This window comes from Micromonospora sp. MH33, from assembly GCF_003013775.1.
GTDB classification, from domain to species: Bacteria; Actinomycetota; Actinomycetes; order Mycobacteriales; family Micromonosporaceae; genus Micromonospora; species Micromonospora fulviviridis.
The window spans coordinates 1-16308 of record NZ_MUYZ01000139.1 but is presented as its reverse complement, the minus strand read 5'-3'; the positions used below and the strand labels follow the sequence as shown (position 1 = coordinate 16308).

Here is a 16308-nt window from a genome sequence, read left to right as displayed (position 1 = left end):
CCGGCGACGCCTGGGGCGAGGACCGCAGCGTCCTGCCCGGACACCCCGGCGGCGACCCGGCGAGCTGGCTGGCCGCCCTGGCCGTGCTGCTCGCCCGCTACCAGCCGGAGGAGACCCCGGTGGTCGGCGCGCTCGGCGTCCGGGCCGGGAAGGACGTCACGGCGCTGGCCGTGGCGACCCCGGACGACCTCCCGCTCGGCCTCGCCTTCGACCTCGGCGACCCGGCCGACGAATACGTGCCCTGCCTCGCCCCGCGCTTCCCGCTCACCGTCGTGGTCGGCCGGGACGCCGACGGGCACGTCGAGCTGCGCTGGCGGCACCGGCTGCGGGCCGTGTCACCGGCCGTCGCCGCCCAGGTCGTGCGGCACCTCGCCCACCTGCACCGGCAGGTCACCGCCGCCACGCCGCCCCCGGTCGCCGCCGCCGACCTCGACGACCCGGTCGAGCGGGAGCGGATCGCCGCCCTCGGCCGGCCGGCCCGGCCCCTGGCGAGCACGCCGCGGCGGCTGCCCGACGTCTTCGCCGACCGGGTGGCCGAGCGCCCCGACGCGGTGGCCCTCTCCGCCGAGGACGCCCGGGTCAGCTACCGGGAGCTGGACGAGTGGTCGAACCGGCTGGCCCACGGGCTGCGGGCGCGCGGCGTCCGGGACGGCGACCTGGTCGGCGTCTGCCTGGACCGCTCCGCGGAACTCGTCGCCACCCTGCTCGCGGTGCTCAAGGCCGGCGCGGTCTACGTGCCCATGGACACCGCGTACCCGGCCGACCGGCTCGCGTACACGGTCCGGGACTCGGGGCTCACCGTGCTGGTCACCACGCACGCCGAGTTCCCCCAGGTGGACGGGATCACCCCGGTCACCCCGGCCGCGCTGGCCGAGGCGGGCGCCGCCGGGGCGGGCACGCCACCGGCCGTCACCGCCGGCCCGGCGGACCCGGCGTACGTCATCTACACCTCCGGCTCCACCGGCCGGCCGAAGGGGGTGGTGGTCCCGCACGCCAACGTGGTCGGCCTGCTCGACGCCACCCGTGGCGATCTCGGGCTGGGGCCGGCGGACGTGTGGACGTTCTTCCACTCCGCCGCGTTCGACTTCTCCGTCTGGGAGATCTGGGGCGCCCTGCTCACCGGCGGGCACCTCGTCGTCGTGCCGTACTGGGTCTCACGCTCCCCGGAGCAGTTCCACGAGTTGCTGGTCGAGCGCCGGGTCACCGTGCTCAACCAGACCCCGTCCAGCTTCGCCCAGCTCGTCGAGGCCGACCGGGAGGCGGCCGGCCCGCTCGCCGTACGCCTGGTGATCTTCGGGGGTGAGCCGCTGGACGCGCGGAGCCTGCTGCCCTGGTTCGACCGCCACCCGGAGTCGGCGTGCCGGCTGGTCAACATGTTCGGCATCACCGAGACCACCGTGCACGTCACCGCCGGCGACGTCACCCGGGCCGGCGCACTGGCCGCCTCCCGCTCCGTCGGCCGGCCGCTGCCCGGCTGGTCCGTCCGGGTCCGCGACACCGCCGGCCGGCCCGTCCCGCCCGGCGTGCCGGGGGAGATCCACGTCGGCGGCGTCGGGGTGGCCGCCGGCTACCTGGGCCGCCCCGACCTGACCGCCGAGCGTTTCCGTGTCGACCCGGAGACGGGGGAGCGGACCTACCGGTCGGGGGACCGGGGCCGGCTGCTGCCCGACGGCACCCTGGAACACCTCGGCCGGATCGACAACCAGGTGAAGCTGCGCGGCTTCCGGATCGAACTGGACGAGATCCGCTCGGTGCTGACCGAGTGCCCCGGTGTGGCGGCGGCGGCCGTGATGCTGCGCCGCGCCGACCCGGACGACCCGGCCACCGGCCGCATCGACGCCTACGTGGTGCTCACCGAGGGCGGGGCCGCGCCGCTGCGCGAGCGGCTGCGCCGGATGCTGCCCGAGTACATGCTTCCGGCCACCATCACCGTGCTGCCGGCCCTCCCGACCACCGCCAACGGCAAGGTCGACCGGGACGCCCTGCCCGAACCGGCGCCCGAGCCGGCCGCCCCCGAGGCGCCCGCCGAGGCGGCCGGGGACGACCTGGCCGGCGGGCTGCTCGGCGTCTGGCAGCAGGTCTTCGGCCGCCCGGTGGGCGTCGCGGACAACTTCTTCGAGTTGGGCGGGAACTCGCTCCTGGCCGTCCGGATGGCGGCCATCATGCGCGAACGCGGGCTGCCCCGGCTGCACCCGCGCACCCTCTACCTGAACCCGACCCTGCGCGGCCTCGCCGACGCGCTGCGCACCGGTTGACGCGCCGCACGTCGCGAGGTGGGATGCTGAACAGGCCGGGTTGTCCAGGGGGTCTGCCATGAGCGCACGGGACGTCACGGTCGACGGCGACCAGCCCTATGACATCGACTACGACGAGGTCTACCGCGACACCGCCGGCTCGGGCGGCCCGCCCTGGGACATCGGCGGACCGCAACCGGCACTCGCGGCGGTGCTCGACCGCGGGGTGAAGGGCCCGAAGGTGCTCGACATCGGCTGCGGCGCCGGCGATCTCGCGATCGCCCTCGCCCGCCGCGGCCACCAGGTGACGGCGGTCGACATCTCGCGGGTGGCGATCGACCAGGCCCGGGCCAAGGCCGCCCGCGAGGGCCTCACGGTGCACTTCGAGGTCCAGGACGCCACGCGCCTGTCGCTGCCCTCGGCGCCGTTCGACTCGGTGTTCGACTCCGGTCTGCTGCACAGCCTCGTCCGGCGCGGCGGCGGCGCGGCGGACGCGTACCTCGCGGCGCTGCCGGGCCTCGCCGCGCCGGGCGCGACCGTCTTCGTGCTGGCGGTCTCGCTGGCGGACGGCCAGGGCTGGGGCGTGACCGAGGAGCTGCTGCGGGCCGGCTTCGCCGAGCCGGAGTGGGTCGGCACGGCGGTCGAGGAGATCCAGGTGGCCGCGGAGACCGGCGGTCAGCAGCTCGCGCTGCCCGGCTTCCTGCTCCGTACGGTCCGCGCACCCCACGCCTGACCGGCGCCGCACCCCGTCCAGGGTGGACGGAAGCGTGTGAACGCATTCGTGTCGACCATTCTCTGTTTGTGGTACCCATGTGCTGCGCCCGCGTGATGCCGAAATGGCGTCCCCGGTGGTTCTGGCCGGGGGCTTCCGGGGCGCGGGACCGTTTTCCGAATCGCATGGAAAGGGCCACTCATGGCTGCACACGTTCGTCGGTTCACGGGGGTCGGCCTGGTGGCGCTGCTGGCGCTCGCCGGCTGCGGCACGACGTCGGGCGAGGCCTCCGGCCGGTCCTCGTCGTCGGCGGCCGCCCCCTCGGCCGTGGCGACCACCGACCCCGCGGCGGCCGCAGCGGTGCAGGAGGGGGTCGACGTCTACCTCAAGCTGCTCGACACCTTCGTCGCGGCGAGCAACGCCGGCGCCGCCGACGCGCCGGACCTGCCGAAGTACGCCTCCGGCCAGGCGCTGCTCACGGTCAAGACCATCCTCACCACCTACCGGGAGCAGGGCGTGCGCACCCAGGGCAACCCGAAGATCGGCAAGCCGGTGGTCACCGCCTTCAGCCTGGCCACCGCACCGACCAGCGCCAAGCTCACCGGCTGCTTCGACAACTCGGACTGGCCGTTCGTGAAGGCCGACGGCAAGCCGGTCGACAACCTCGGCCCGCAGCAGCAGGCCCAGGGGCCGAGCGCGGTCAACGCCACCCTGGCGAAGGCCGCCGAGGGCTGGCGGGTCACCGAACTGGTCATCGAGGGCGCCTGTCCGGCCTGAGAACCCGTTCCGTCGCCGTGCGACTGCCGGAACTCCGCAGTCGTACGGCGACGCTCCCGTCGTATTCCGGCCGCTTTTCCGCGGCCGTCGAAAACCACGGGCAGAAAGCCGGCGTGGTCGCCGGAAAAGGTGCGCGGAATCGACGGGAGGACCCATGGACGCGGACGGTCGAGGCACGGCACCCGAGCGACCACCGACCCGGACCCGCCGGGGCGTACCGACGCTGCCGCTCGTCGCCACGGTGCTCACCTTCGCGGTCGGCTTCGCGCAGAAGTGGCCCTGCCACTACGCCGGCTGGCCCTGGGACACCCGGCTCGCCTTCGGCAGCTACTGCTACAGCGACATCCCCATCCTGTTCCGCGGTCGCGGGCTCATCGACGGCGCCTTCCCGTACGCGCCGCAGCCCGCCGGGCCGCCGCTGGAGTATCCGGTCGGCAGCGGGTACCTGATGGACCTCACGGCGCGGCTGTCCCGGCTGTTCACCGCCGGCGCCGACGAGGCCACCGCCGCGCAGGCGTACTTCCTGGTGAACCTGGTGGTGCTGCTGGCGCTGGCGCTGGTCACGGTCTGGGCGGTGCACGCGGTGCTGCGCCGCACCGGCGGGCGCACCCGGGACGCGCTGCTGGTGGCGGCCGCCCCGACGCTGGCGCTGGCCGGCACCATCAACTGGGACCTGCTGGCCGTGGCCGCCGCCGTGCTCGCGGTGCTCGCCTGGGCGTACGACAGGCCGCTGCTGGCCGGCGCGATGATCGGCCTGGGCACCGCGGCGAAGCTGTTCCCGCTCTTCCTGCTCGGGCCGCTGCTCCTGCTCTGCCTGCGGGACCGCCGACTGCGCGAGTTCGGCCGGACGCTGGCCGCCGCCGTCGCGGTCTGGCTGGTCCTCAACGCCCCGGTCATGGTGCTCTACCCGGACGGCTGGTGGGAGTTCTGGCGGTTCAACGCCGCCCGCGAGGCCGACTTCGGCTCCCTGTGGTACGCCCTCCAACTCCTCGGCGCGCCCGTGCCGGCGGTCAACGAGGTGGCCCTCGGCGTGCTCGTACTGCTCCTGCTCGGCGTCGCCGCGCTGGCCCGCTACGCCCGCCGCCCGCCCACCCTGGCCCAGCTCGGCTTCCTCACCGTGGCGGCGTTCCTGCTCACCAACAAGGTCTACTCGCCGCAGTACGTGCTCTGGCTGCTGCCGCTGCTGGTGCTGGCCCGCGGGCACGTGCCGGGGCGGCGGGTGCTGCGCGACTGGGCGCTCTGGCAGGCCGCCGAGGTGCTGCACTGGGTGGCCGTGTGGCGCTACCTGGGCGAGGCGCTGACCGCCGACTGGCAGTATCCGGCCGCCATCCTCATCCGGGTCGCGGTCACCGCGTACCTCTGCGGCCAGGTCGTCCGGGACGCCCTCACCGCCCCCGCCGGGGCCCCGGCCGCGCCGCGTGCGGCCCCGGCGCCCGCACCGGCCCCTCAGCCCGCCTGACGGCTACGCGCGCCCCGGGACCATCGACGCGCGACGCCCCCGGCCGCCGAGGGCGGGCCGGGGGCGTCGGGGTGGGCGTCAGTTCTTCGGTTCGGTCCACATGAGGCCGTTGCCGGCCGTGGCGAGTCCGCCCTCGAACAGCGGCGGCTCCTGCGGCGCGTCCTCGCCGAACAGCACCCCCGCCTGGATCTGGGAGCCCTCGAACATCGCGTCGGCGACCAGGCTGGACCGGCCGAGGAAGCCGCTGCCGCCGGGGCTGATCGCGTTCACCGCGGCGCCCAGCTCGGCCGTGTGCTCGCCCTGGCGCCGGATCAGGTCCGTCGAGCCGGCCAGCGCGTCCTCGCCGGAGGCGACGCCGCCGACCAGCTCGATGAAGGACTGCATGTCCGGGGCGCTGCTCCTGGTCACCTTGCGGGCCTGCCAGAAGTAGGAGTTCTCGTCCACGTGCAGGTCGTAGAAGCTGACCAGGAAGTCGTGGAAGACGGCGTACTCGCGGCGGTAGCGCTGCTCGAACTCGGTGAAGGCCCGCTCCTCGTTCACCGCGCCGGCCAGCACGCTGTTGATCGACCGGGCGGCCAGCAGCGCGCTGTACGTGGCCAGGTGCACCCCGGAGGAGAAGACCGGGTCGATGAAGCAGGCGGCGTCGCCGACCAGGCACATGCCGGGGCGCCAGAACGAGGTGTTGCAGTACGAGTAGTCCTTGCGCACCCGCACCTGCCCGTAGTCGCCCTCGGTGACCCGGGTGGCGTCGGACAGGTAGTCGGCGATCAGCGGGCACTCGGCGATCAGGTCGTGCAGCGCCCGCTCCTGGTCGCCCTGCACCTTGTGCGCCATCTCCCGGCGGACCACCGCGCCGACGCTGGTCAGCGAGTCCGACAGCGGGATGTACCAGAACCAGCCGGCGTCGAACGCGACGCAGAGGATGTTGCCGCTGTTCGGCGCGGGCAGTCGCTTGCCGCCCTCGAAGTAGCCGAAGAGCGCCAGGTTGCGGAAGAACGGCGAGTATTCCCGCTGCCCGCCGACGCTGCCGTGCAGGCTGCCCTTGTTGCCGGAGGCGTCGACCAGGAAGCGGGCGTGCGCCGTCCGGCTCTCCCCGCCCTGCGTGAACCGCACGCCGCGGACCCGCTCGTCGTCGGCGATCACCTCGGTGACGGCGCAGTTCTCCCGGACGTCCACGCCGAGCCGGCGGGTGTTCTCCAACAGGATCTGGTCGAAGCGGCGCCGCTCCACCTGGTACGCGTGCGAGGTCGGCCCGGCCATCCGGGGCGAGACCGCGAACGCGAAGGTCCACGGCTCGGGGCTGGTGCCCCACTTGAAGGTGCCGCCCTGCTTCTTCATGAAGCCGGCCGCGGCGATCTCGTCGCCCACGCCGAGCAGGTTGCAGATGCCGTGCACGGTCGAGGGGAGCAGCGACTCGCCGATCTGGTAGCGCGGGAAGGTCTCCCGCTCCAGCAGCAGCACCTTCGCCCCGGCCTTGGCGGTCAGCGACGCGGCGGTCGACCCGCCCGGCCCTCCACCCACGACGATGACGTCGAACTCTTCCGGTTGGCTTGCCACGAATCCTCCTGCCCTGCACGCGGCCGGGGCCCGGGACACGGCGGACACCGTCCCGCCCACGGCGGCTCATCGGCGTGGGTCACCCGTCGCCCCCGCGGGCGACCACCCGAGCAGCATGATCGGTGTTCCCGGCCGGTGTTCGCCAGGCCGGCGGAAGGGACGCCGGACACGGCCGCCGGACCGTTCGACCGGCGGGTGTCGGCGGTTGCACGGATCGGCGACCGTCGACCCCCGGCGCTGGCGCGGACGCGGGATCCCGACCAGGATGGAGGGCGCCGGTCAGCTGCTCTCCACCACGCGGTTCTCCCACGCCCACGCGGCGACCTCGACCCGGTTTCGCAGCCCCAGCTTGGTCTGGATGCCGGAGAGATGGCTCTTGACCGTGCTCAGCGAGATGAACAGCTCGGCGGCGATCTCCTGGTTGGTGCGCCCCCGGGCGATCGCCCGGACCACCTCGATCTCCCGTTCCGAGAGGTTGGGGGTGGGCCGGCCGCGGGCCGGTCTGCCCGCCGTGGTGACGTGCTTGAGCAGCCGCAGGGTCACCGACGGCGAGACCAGCGCGTCGCCGTTGTGCGCGGCGCGGACCGCCTCCACCAGCAGGGCCGGCCCGGCGTCCTTGAGGATGAAGCCGACCGCACCGTTGCGCAGCGCGCCGTAGACGTACTCGTCGAGGTCGAAGGTGGTGACCACGATGACCCGCATGGGGTTGGGCACCCCCGGGCCGGCCAGCGCCCGGGTCACCTCGATGCCGTCCAGCCGGGGCATCCGGATGTCGACCAGGCACACGTCCGGGCGCAGCCGGCGGGCCTGGGCGATGGCGTCGACGCCGTCGGACGCCTCGGCCACCACGCTGATGTCCGGCTGGTCCTCGAGGATCAGCCGCAGGCCGCCGCGGATCATCGCCTGGTCGTCGGCGAGCAGCACTCGGATGGTCATCGTGCCGTCCTGGAGGGGAGAGGGAGGGTGGCCAGCACGGACCAGCCTCCGCCGGCGCGGGGACCGGTCCGCAGCGTGCCGCCGAGGGTCTGGACGCGCTCGCGCATCCCGACCAGACCGTACCCGCTGCGGTGGCCCTTGCGGGCGGGGCCCGGCGGCGCGTCGTCCACCACCTCCACCGAGATGCCCTGTGCGTCCTGGCCGACGGTGACGGTGACCGACCGGGCGTGCGGGGCGTGCCGGGACACGTTGGTCAGTGACTCCTGGACGATCCGGTAGACCGTGGTGGTCACCTCCGGCGGCCACTCCGCGGCCGGCTCCGCCATCCGCAGCCGCACCGGCGGGCCGTGCCGGTTGAACCGCTCGACCAGTGCGCTGAGTTGCTCCGGGCCGGGCGAGGCAGGCGCCGCGTCCTCGGTGTCGCGCAGCAGCCCGACCACGCGGCGCATGGCCGCGAGGGCGTCCGAGCCGGCCAGTTCGATCCCGGCCAGGGTGGCCGGCAGCTTCTCCGGGTGCTTGCCGGCGACCAGCTGGGCGGCCTGGGCCTGCACCACGATGCCGGTGATGTGGTGGGTGACCACGTCGTGCAGCTCGCGGGCCAGCTCCAGCCGCTCGTCCTGGCGTACCTTCTCGGCGGTGGCCTGGTTGCGGGCGTCGACCATTCGCAGCGAGAGCCCGACCCCGACGGCGACCAGCCAGGCCAGCCCGTCCAGGGCGGCCACCGAGGCGATGCCGGAGTTGGACGGGCGGGCGGCGAACTGGCTGCCCACCACGAGGGCGAGGCCGGCGGCGCCCAGCGCGCCCGCCGGCACCGGCGGCAGGGTACGCACCGCCGCCCCGACCAGCACCGCCAGCGCCAGCGCCATGGCCGGGCCCGGCTCGGCCGGCAGGTGGGCCAGCCGCGCGACCAGCACGGTGCACGCCACGGCGAAGAGCCCGGCGACGGCCAGCCAGCCCCGGTGCCACCGGCGCAGCAGCGCGAGCACGCCCACGACCACGGCGGCGAGCCCGCCGAACAGCCAGTACCGGGCGCCCCAGGTCTGCGCGATGGCGACCGCCTCGACCGCGAGCGCGACCAGGAACGCGAGGGCGAACCCCAGGTCGGCTGCGGTGCCGGCGAGCCGGTCCCAGATCTTCACCCCGCCCACGTTACGGAAGCCCGGCCCGCCGACCGCGCCGGCCGGGCGGGAACGGCGGGCGCCGTCCGCCCGGCCGGCGCCGGTCAGCGGGGAGAGCTGGTCGAGATCGGACACGGTCACCGGGCCCGCGCGGACGGCGTCCAGGCGGCGGGGGCCGGTGCGACGCCGGTGCGCGCGTCGCTGCCGCGCAGGGTCAGCCCGGCCGCCACGGCGGCCAGCCAGCCCAGCGCGTCCAGCACGGTCACCGCGCTGAACCCGCTCTGGTTGTCGAGCGCGGACAGGTAGCTGCCGACGACCACCAGCAGGCCGCCGGCACCGATCGCGGCGGCCGTCTGGAACGGCAGGGTACGCAGCGCGGAGCCGACCAGCACGGCCAGCGCCAGCCCGGTGATCGGGCCGGGCTCCTGCGGCAGGTCGGCGACCAGGGAGACGACGACGGCGGCGGCCGCGAGGCCGATCCCGGCCACCGCGGTGCGGAACCGGTCCACGCCGCGCAGCATGGCCAGCAGGCAGACGAGCACGCCGACCGTGCCGTTGAAGATCGCGTACCCGGTGCCCCAGCTGTCCGAGATCATGAACGCGGTGAACGTGAGGCCGAGCACGAACACCACGCCGAGGCCGACGTTGAAGAGGATCCCGGCCACACCGGCCGGTCGATTGGTGTTGGTCATGACGCCCAGGCTAGGAAAAACCCGGGCCGGGCGAACCGGTCAAAAGTACGGTCGCGGGCGCGGCGAACCGTGCTTTGGGCCGATGCTGCCGCCGGGCCGGGTTCGCAGGATGGGTCCATGCCACACGACGACTCCCCGCCGGTCCTGCAGGCCGAGGGCCTGACCAAGCGGTACGGCAGCCGGACGGCGCTGACGGACTGCCACCTGAACGTCCCGCGCGGGCGGGTGATCGGCCTGGTCGGCCCGAACGGCGCCGGCAAGTCCACGCTGCTGAACCTCGCGTGCGGCCTGACCGCGCCGACCGCGGGCCGCCTGCGGGTGCTCGGCGCGCCGCCGGCGTCGGACGCCGCGCACCTGGCCCGGGTGGGCTTCGTCGCGCAGGACACCCCGGTGTACGCCGGCTTCACCGTGGCCGAGCACCTGCGGATGGGCGCGCGGCTCAACCCCACCTGGGACCAGGGCCTCGCCGAGCGTCGGATCACCCAGGTCGGCCTGAACCCGGCGCAGAAGGCCGGCGGCCTCTCCGGCGGCCAGCGCGCCCAGCTCGCCCTGACCATCGCCGCGGCGAAGCGCCCCGAGCTGCTGATCTTCGACGAGCCGGCCGCCGCCCTGGACCCGCTGGCCCGCAACGGCTTCCTGCAGAACCTGATGGAGTTCGTCTCCGAGCTGGGCGCCAGCGCGATCCTCTCCTCGCACCTGCTCAGCGACGTGGAGCTGGTCTGCGACTACCTGATCGTGCTCTGCGACGCCCGGGTGCAGGTCGCCGGCGACGTCGCCGACCTGCTGGCCGGCCACCACCGGGTGGTGGCCCCGCGCGGCGAGCTGGACCTGCTGCACCCGCAGGTCGAGGTGATCGGGATGGAGCACACCGGCCGGTACAGCCGGGCGGTGGTCCGGGCCGAGCGGCTGCTGCCCGACCCGTCCTGGACGGTCGAGCCGGTCCGCCTGGAGGAACTCGTGCTCAGCTACATGACCCGCGCGGCGGGGGCGCCCGGCGGCCGGCTGGTCGGCGCCGGGCGGTGAGGCCCACGCCCGGGGGCCGCCACGGACGGCGGCTTCCGGGCGCGGCGCGGGTCAGGTGGGGGAGCCGGCGGGCAGCTCGTCGCGGAGCGCCGGTTCGAGTTCGGCGTGCAGCGCGGTGAGGTCCCCGGCGAGGAACCGCTCCCGCATGGCCATCCGCTTGATCTTGCCGGAGGTGGTTCGGCGGACCGTGCCGCGCCGCACCAGCACCACGTTGCGCACCGGAACGCCGAACGACACGGTGAGCCGGCGGGTGACCGCGCTGGCCACCCCGGGCAGGTCGGCCGGGGGAGTCTTCGGGTGGACCTCGTGGACCAGCACGATCCGCTCGTCCGGGGCGGCGACGCCGAAGGCCGCGCCGAGCTGACCGCCGAGCGCGTGGTGCGCGGCCCGGGCCTCCTGCTCGACGTCCTGCGGGGCCACGTTGCGGCCGTGCACGATGAGCAGCTCCTTGAGCCGGCCGGTGATGAACAGCTCGCCGTCGAGCAGCGCGCCGAGATCCCCGGTCCGCAGCCAGTCGCCGTCCCCGCCGTCGGCCAGCCGGGCCCCGAAGGTGGCCGAGCTGGCCTCCGGCCGGCCCCAGTAGCCGCGGCCGATACCCGGCCCGCGCAACCAGACCTCGCCGATCCGGCCGGCCGGCAGCTCGCGGTGCGTGCGCGGGTCGACGATGCGGGCGGTGAACGGCACCGGCCGGCCCACCCCGACCATCGGCTTGCCGCCCGCGTCGACCGGGTGCAGGGCGGGCTCGCCGGCCGACTCCAGCCGGGCCCGGTCGACCTGGCGTACGGTGGGCGGCTCGTCGGCCAGCTTGGTGCTCACGTAGACCGTGCACTCGGCCATCCCGTACGCGGGGGCCACCGCGTACGGGGGCAGCCCGATCCGGGCGAAACGCTCGGTGAACGCGGTCATCGTGGGCCCGTGGATCGGCTCCGAGCCGTTCCAGGCGTACCGCAGCGCCGACAGGTCCAGCCCGTCGAGCTGGTCGTCGCGGATCAGCCGCAGGCACAGGTCGTACGCGAAGTTCGGCGCGGCGGTGACGGTGATCCGGTGCCGGGAGAGCAGCCGGAACCACTCCACCGGTCGCCGGACGAACTGCGCCGGCGGCATCAGCACCACCGGCGCGCCGATCAGCAGCCCCACGGTGAGCTGGGCGAAGAGCCCCATGTCGTGGTGCAGCGGCAGCCAGCCGCCGAACCGGTCGTCCGGGCCGAGGCGGTCGTGCCCGGCCAGCGCGGCGAGGTTGTCCAGCACCGCGCCGTGGGTCAGCACCACGCCCTTGGGTGAACCGGTCGAGCCGGAGCTGTACTGGAGCACGGCCACGGCGTCCCGGTCCGGCCGGCGGCCAGCGGGGGCCGTCGCGGCGCCCGCGCCGGCGTCACCCACCGCCTCGACCGGCAGCCCTTCCAGGCTGTGCCCGGCCAACTGCGCGGCGACCGCGGCCAGGTCCTGCTCGGTGGTCACCACGAGACCCGGGGCGCAGTCGGTGGCGATCGCCGCCACCCGCTCGGTGGCGGTCGCCGAGCCGCCGGGCACCGGGGCCGGCACAGCCACCAGGCCGGCGCGCAGGCAGGCCAGGTAGAGCTCGGCGAACTCGGTCCCGGTCGGCAGGGCGATCACCACCCGGGCGCCGGGGGCCAGCCGCCCGGCCAGCGCCGCCGCGCGCCGGTCGACCCGACGGGCCAGCTCCCGGTAGGTCAGCTGCTGCTCCTCCGCCGGCCCGTGCGCGACGGTGAGCGCGGTCCGGTCGGGCCGGGCCGCGACGCGGGCGGCGAACGCGTCGCTGACGCTCCGGTACCCGTCGAGGTCGATCGTCATGACGTGCCCCCTCAGGTCGTGGCGCCGGCCCGACGCCGGGTCGCGGGCGGCGCCGCCGGCGGTGGCGCGGCGGCCCCGCGGTCAGTTCCGGGACTGCTTCTCCATCGCCTCGACGAGACTCTTCGGCCGCATGTCGGTCCAGGACTTCTCGATGTAGTCGAGGCAGTCCTGCCGGCCGGCCTCGCCGAAGACCGTCTTCCAGCCGTCGGGGACGTCGGCGAAGACGGGCCAGAGCGAGTGCTGGCCCTCGTCGTTGACCAGGACCAGGTAGGTGGCGTCGGGGTCTTCAAACGGATTCGGCACGGCGTCGCCCTCCATCGAACGAAACGGATCACGGTGGTGGCGGGTGGTCGCCGAACGCCGCCGCGCGGAGCCGCCGGCGGCGTGGCCACGGCCCGCCCGGACGGCGCGGCCACGGCTCCACCGCGAGTACTATGGACCAGCCCCGCGTGACCGAACAAGAGCGCCGGGTGGCCGCCCGCAGGGCGTACAACTGCGTCGCCGGGACGGTTGGACAGCGGGCGCCGGAGCATGTTGACGCCTCCGCTGGCCGGCTGGAACGATGACACGGCCGGCCCGACGCCCCGCACCGCCGTCGAGCCGTTCGCCGCCGCCGGCGTCACCGGACTCCCCGGCGCCGGCCGGAGCCGGGCGTCGTACCGCCCGCGACCGCGCGCGGCCGGATACCCCACGGCACCCGGCCCCGAGGAGCGCTGCCACGATGCCCAGTAGTCCCGTCGCCCCGATCAGCGCCGACCAGGTCCTGCTCCTGCTGCTGCAACTGGGCGTGCTGCTGCTGCTCGCGCTGCTGCTCGGCCGGCTCGCCGTCCGGCTGCGGCTGCCGGCCATCGTCGGCGAGCTGTCCGCCGGCGTCCTGCTCGGACCGTCGGTCCTGGAGCCGCTGGCCCCCGGTGTCTCCGACTGGCTGCTGCCCCGCGACACCGGCCAGTTCCACCTGCTCGACGCCGTCGGCATGGTCGGCGTGCTGCTGCTCGTCGGGATCATCGGCACCGAGCTGGACTGGCGGATGGTCCGCCGGCAGGGGGCCACGGCCGCCCGGATCAGCCTGGCCGGCTTCCTGCTGCCGCTGCTGTTCGGCACCGCCGTCGGCCTGGTGCTGCCGGCGTCCTTCATGGCCGGAGCCGGCGACCGGACGGTCTTCGCGCTGTTCCTCGGCGTCGCGCTCTGCGTGACGGCCATCCCGGTGATCGCCAAGACCCTGCTCGACATGAACCTCATGCACCGCAACGTCGGGCAGCTCACCCTGGCCTCGGGCGCCATCGACGACGTGCTCGGCTGGCTGATGCTCTCGGTGGTCGCCGCGATGGCCACCACCGGCGTGCGCGCCGGCCAGGTGGCGCTGTCCGTGCTGCACCTGGCCGTGATCCTGCTGGTCGCCGTGGTGGTCGGCCGGCCGGTGGTGCGGTGGACGTTCCGGGCCACCACCCGGTCGGCGGAGCCCGGCCCGACGCTCACCGCGGCGGCGGCGATCGTCTTCCTCGGCGCGGCCGGCACCCACGCGCTCGGCATGGAGCCGGTCTTCGGCGCCTTTCTCTGCGGCATCCTGATCAACGTCTGCGGCGGCCTGGAGCCGGCCCGGCTGGCGCCGCTGCGGACCATGGTGCTCGCCGTCTTCGCGCCGCTCTTCTTCGCCACGGCCGGGCTGCGGATGGATCTCACCGGCCTGGCCGACCCGCCGGTGCTCCTCGCCGCGCTCGCCGTGCTCGCCGTCGCCGTGGTGAGCAAGTTCGCCGGCACGTTCGTCGCCGCGCTGGGCAGCCGGCTCAACCGGTGGGAGGCGCTCGCGATCGGCGCGGGGATGAACTCCCGGGGTGTCGTCCAGATGATCATCGCGATGGTCGGGCTGCGGCTGGGCGTGCTGAACACCCAGTCGTACACCGTGGTCATGCTGGTCGCCATCGTCACCTCGCTGATGGCGCCGCCGGTGCTGCGCGCCGCGATGCGGCGGGTGGAGACCACCGCCGAGGAGCAGCTGCGGCAGGCCGCCCGGGCCGTGCCGGCGCCGGAGCTGCGGTCGGCGCCGCCCCGGTGACCGGCGGCCTCCGCGCCGGTCCGGCCACCGGGACGGTACGCCGTCAGAGCGGCCCGCGGCCCGCCCGCAGCACGAGCAGCGCGAGCTGGGTGCCCTCGTCGCCGATGCCGGCGCGGAACCGGGCCAGGATCTCCTGCTCCCGGGAGAGGACCAGGCGGGTGCCGCCCGAGGCGAGCCGCAGCCGGCCGATCTGCCGGGAGAGCCCGGCGCGCTCCTGCCACAGTCCGATGATCGTCGCGTCGATCTCGTCGATGCGCCGTCGCATCGACGAGATCTCCGGGGGCCGGCCGTCGGCCGGTCGGGTCGGCGTACCCGTCGTCTCGTCCACCATCGACCTCCTCGTGCGGTGTCGGGGCCGGTGCCGATGCTGACCGTCCCCGCCCGATCCGGGAAGCGGGTCACCGTTCGACTGCGTCCGGGCGTCAGTCGTACGCGTGCCGGCGCGCTGCCCAATCGCGACGCCAGCCCCTACAGTGCTTCCGGCATGCATCCCGACCGATCCCTGGAGGGAGCGCCGTGGCCGACGCCGGAACCGTGACGCGCGCCCAGCCGGCGCCGGAGCGCGCCGCCGACGCCCCGACCCGGGCCTCCCGGCTGCGCTTCTGGCGGTCGCCGGCGGACCAGCCGCGCTGGGCCCGCCCGGCGCTGCTCGCCGTCGCCGCGCTCGCCGCCGTCGTCTACGGCTGGCAGATCCGGCACGCCGGGTACGCCGAGTACTACGCGGTCGCGGTACGCAGCATGTCGGTGAGCTGGCGGGCGTTCCTGTTCGGCGCGTTCGACCCGGGTGCCACGGTGACCGTCGACAAGCTGGCCGGGGCCTTCCTGCCACAGGCGCTCTCCGCCCGGCTGTTCGGCTTCCACCCGTGGTCGCTGGTGCTACCCCAGGTGGTCGAGGGCGTGGTGTCGGTGCTCGTGCTGTACCGCCTGGTCCGCCGCTGGTGCGGCGCGCCGGCCGGGCTGCTCGCCGCCGCGATGTTCGCCCTCACCCCGATCGTCGCGTCGATGTTCGGGCACCCGATGGAGGACGCCGCGCTGACCATGTGCCTGGTGCTGGCGGCGGACGCGTTCGTCGCCGCGCTGGCCGGGGCGCGCACGGGCCGGCTGGTGCTCGCCGGGGTCTGGGTCGGCCTCGGCTTCCAGGCGAAGATGCTCCAGTCCTGGCTGGTGCTGCCCGCGTTCGCGCTGACCTGGCTGGCGTTCGCCCCGGCCTCCTGGCGGCGCCGGCTCGGGCAGGTGGCGCTGGCCGGCGCGGTCACCGTGGCGGTGTCGCTGGCCTGGGTGCTGCTGCTCACCGCCGTGCCTGCCGGGGACCGCCCCTACGTGGACGGCACCACGAACGACAGCGCGGTCGCCATGGTCTTCGGCTACAACGGCCTGGACCGGTTCGGCGGGCACGTGCCGGGCGCGGTCCGCTCCGGGTTCACGACCCCGGACCCCGCGGCCCCGCCGGGCCCTGGCGACCCGGCCGCGCCGCCGGCCGAGTCCTGGCACAAGCTGGTGGACGCCGGGTACGCCACCCAGATCGGCTGGCTCTACCCGCTGGCGCTGGCCGGCCTCGTGGCGGGACTGCTGCGGCACCGCCGCGCCGGCCCGGCCGCGCCCACCCGGGCCGGTTCCGTGCTCTGGGGCGGCTGGCTGGCCACGGCCGTGGTGGTGTTCAGCGGGATGACGCTGACGCACCGGGCGTACCTGGCCACGCTGGCCCTGCCGCTGGCCGCGCTCGCCGCCGCCGGGGTCGTGGTGTCCTGGCGCGGTCTGCGGGACCGGTGGGCCACCTGGCTGCTCCCGGCGGTGCTGCTCGTCCAGCTCGCCTGGACGGCTCACCTGGCCGGCCGGTACGCCGGGTTCCTGCCCTGGCTGACCTGGCCGGCGCTGGCCGCCGCCGCGGCGGCCGGCGTGGCGCTGGTCGTCGTGGGCCGGCGGCCGGGGCGGTCG

General features: G+C 75.1%; 14 protein-coding genes. 7 read left to right on the top strand and 7 right to left on the bottom strand.

The features are described from left to right. The 4 genes from B0E53_RS20635 to B0E53_RS20620 all read left to right on the top strand — a co-directional run. On the top strand, nucleotides 1–2255 hold a 2255-nt coding region (locus tag B0E53_RS20635; protein ID WP_107077569.1), incomplete at its 5' end, for an amino acid adenylation domain-containing protein. A 58-nt stretch (nucleotides 2256–2313) separates the two neighbouring features. Further along, nucleotides 2314–2967: a class I SAM-dependent methyltransferase gene (locus B0E53_RS20630; protein WP_107077568.1), complete on the top strand. Its 654-nt coding sequence runs from the start codon at nucleotides 2314–2316 to the stop codon at nucleotides 2965–2967. 180 nt (nucleotides 2968–3147) lie between these two features. After that, on the top strand, nucleotides 3148–3723 hold the full coding sequence (locus tag B0E53_RS37720; protein ID WP_168215377.1) for a hypothetical protein: 576 nt from the start codon (nucleotides 3148–3150) through the stop codon (nucleotides 3721–3723). Nucleotides 3724–3877: 154 nt separating this feature from the next. Then, on the top strand, nucleotides 3878–5182 hold the full coding sequence (locus B0E53_RS20620) for a glycosyltransferase 87 family protein (RefSeq protein WP_107077567.1): 1305 nt from the start codon (nucleotides 3878–3880) through the stop codon (nucleotides 5180–5182). Nucleotides 5183–5260: 78 nt separating this feature from the next. On the opposite strand, the gene B0E53_RS20615 is transcribed toward B0E53_RS20620, so the two are convergent. The 4 genes from B0E53_RS20615 to B0E53_RS20600 form a co-directional block, all read right to left on the bottom strand. Continuing rightward, a complete protein-coding gene (locus B0E53_RS20615) occupies nucleotides 5261–6739 on the bottom strand; it encodes a tryptophan 7-halogenase (RefSeq protein WP_107077566.1) in 1479 nt (492 codons plus the stop codon). A gap of 279 nt (nucleotides 6740–7018) precedes the next feature. Then, complete coding sequence (locus tag B0E53_RS20610; protein WP_107077565.1) at nucleotides 7019–7675, bottom strand: response regulator transcription factor; 657 nt, start codon at nucleotides 7673–7675, stop codon at nucleotides 7019–7021. Next, on the bottom strand, nucleotides 7672–8934 hold the full coding sequence (locus tag B0E53_RS20605; RefSeq protein ID WP_246835514.1) for a sensor histidine kinase: 1263 nt from the start codon (nucleotides 8932–8934) through the stop codon (nucleotides 7672–7674). The genes B0E53_RS20610 and B0E53_RS20605 overlap by 4 nt, the downstream gene beginning before the upstream one ends. Beyond that, the gene (locus B0E53_RS20600; RefSeq protein ID WP_107077564.1) at nucleotides 8931–9485 is read right to left on the bottom strand and encodes a metal transporter; all 555 of its coding nucleotides are present in this window, start codon (nucleotides 9483–9485) and stop codon (nucleotides 8931–8933) included. Before B0E53_RS20600 ends, B0E53_RS20605 begins: the two co-directional genes overlap by 4 nt. 117 nt (nucleotides 9486–9602) lie before the next feature. Here B0E53_RS20600 and B0E53_RS20595 point away from each other — a divergent pair, with 117 nt between their 5' ends. After that, nucleotides 9603–10508, top strand: coding sequence for an ABC transporter ATP-binding protein (locus B0E53_RS20595; protein ID WP_107077563.1), 906 nt, complete (start codon nucleotides 9603–9605; stop codon nucleotides 10506–10508). 51 nt (nucleotides 10509–10559) lie between these two features. On the opposite strand, the gene B0E53_RS20590 is transcribed toward B0E53_RS20595, so the two are convergent. Both B0E53_RS20590 and B0E53_RS20585 read right to left on the bottom strand, forming a co-directional pair. Beyond that, nucleotides 10560–12320, bottom strand: a complete 1761-nt coding sequence (locus B0E53_RS20590; protein ID WP_107077562.1) for a fatty acyl-AMP ligase — start codon at nucleotides 12318–12320, stop codon at nucleotides 10560–10562. Between the two features lie 81 nt (nucleotides 12321–12401). After that, the gene (locus tag B0E53_RS20585; RefSeq protein ID WP_146167722.1) at nucleotides 12402–12638 is read right to left on the bottom strand and encodes an MbtH family protein; all 237 of its coding nucleotides are present in this window, start codon (nucleotides 12636–12638) and stop codon (nucleotides 12402–12404) included. 403 nt (nucleotides 12639–13041) lie between these two features. Between B0E53_RS20585 and B0E53_RS20575 the strand changes: the two genes are divergently transcribed. Next, entirely contained in the window at nucleotides 13042–14373 is a 1332-nt protein-coding gene (locus B0E53_RS20575) for a cation:proton antiporter (RefSeq protein ID WP_107077560.1), read from the top strand. Nucleotides 14374–14416: 43 nt separating this feature from the next. Here B0E53_RS20575 and B0E53_RS20570 read toward each other — a convergent pair whose 3' ends face one another. Further along, a complete protein-coding gene (locus B0E53_RS20570) occupies nucleotides 14417–14704 on the bottom strand; it encodes a chorismate mutase (RefSeq protein ID WP_107077559.1) in 288 nt (95 codons plus the stop codon). Nucleotides 14705–14889: 185 nt separating this feature from the next. On the opposite strand from B0E53_RS20570, the gene B0E53_RS20565 reads away from it, so the two are divergent. Beyond that, the coding region (locus tag B0E53_RS20565) for a glycosyltransferase family 39 protein (protein ID WP_210406153.1) at nucleotides 14890–16308 on the top strand (1419 nt) is incomplete at its 3' end.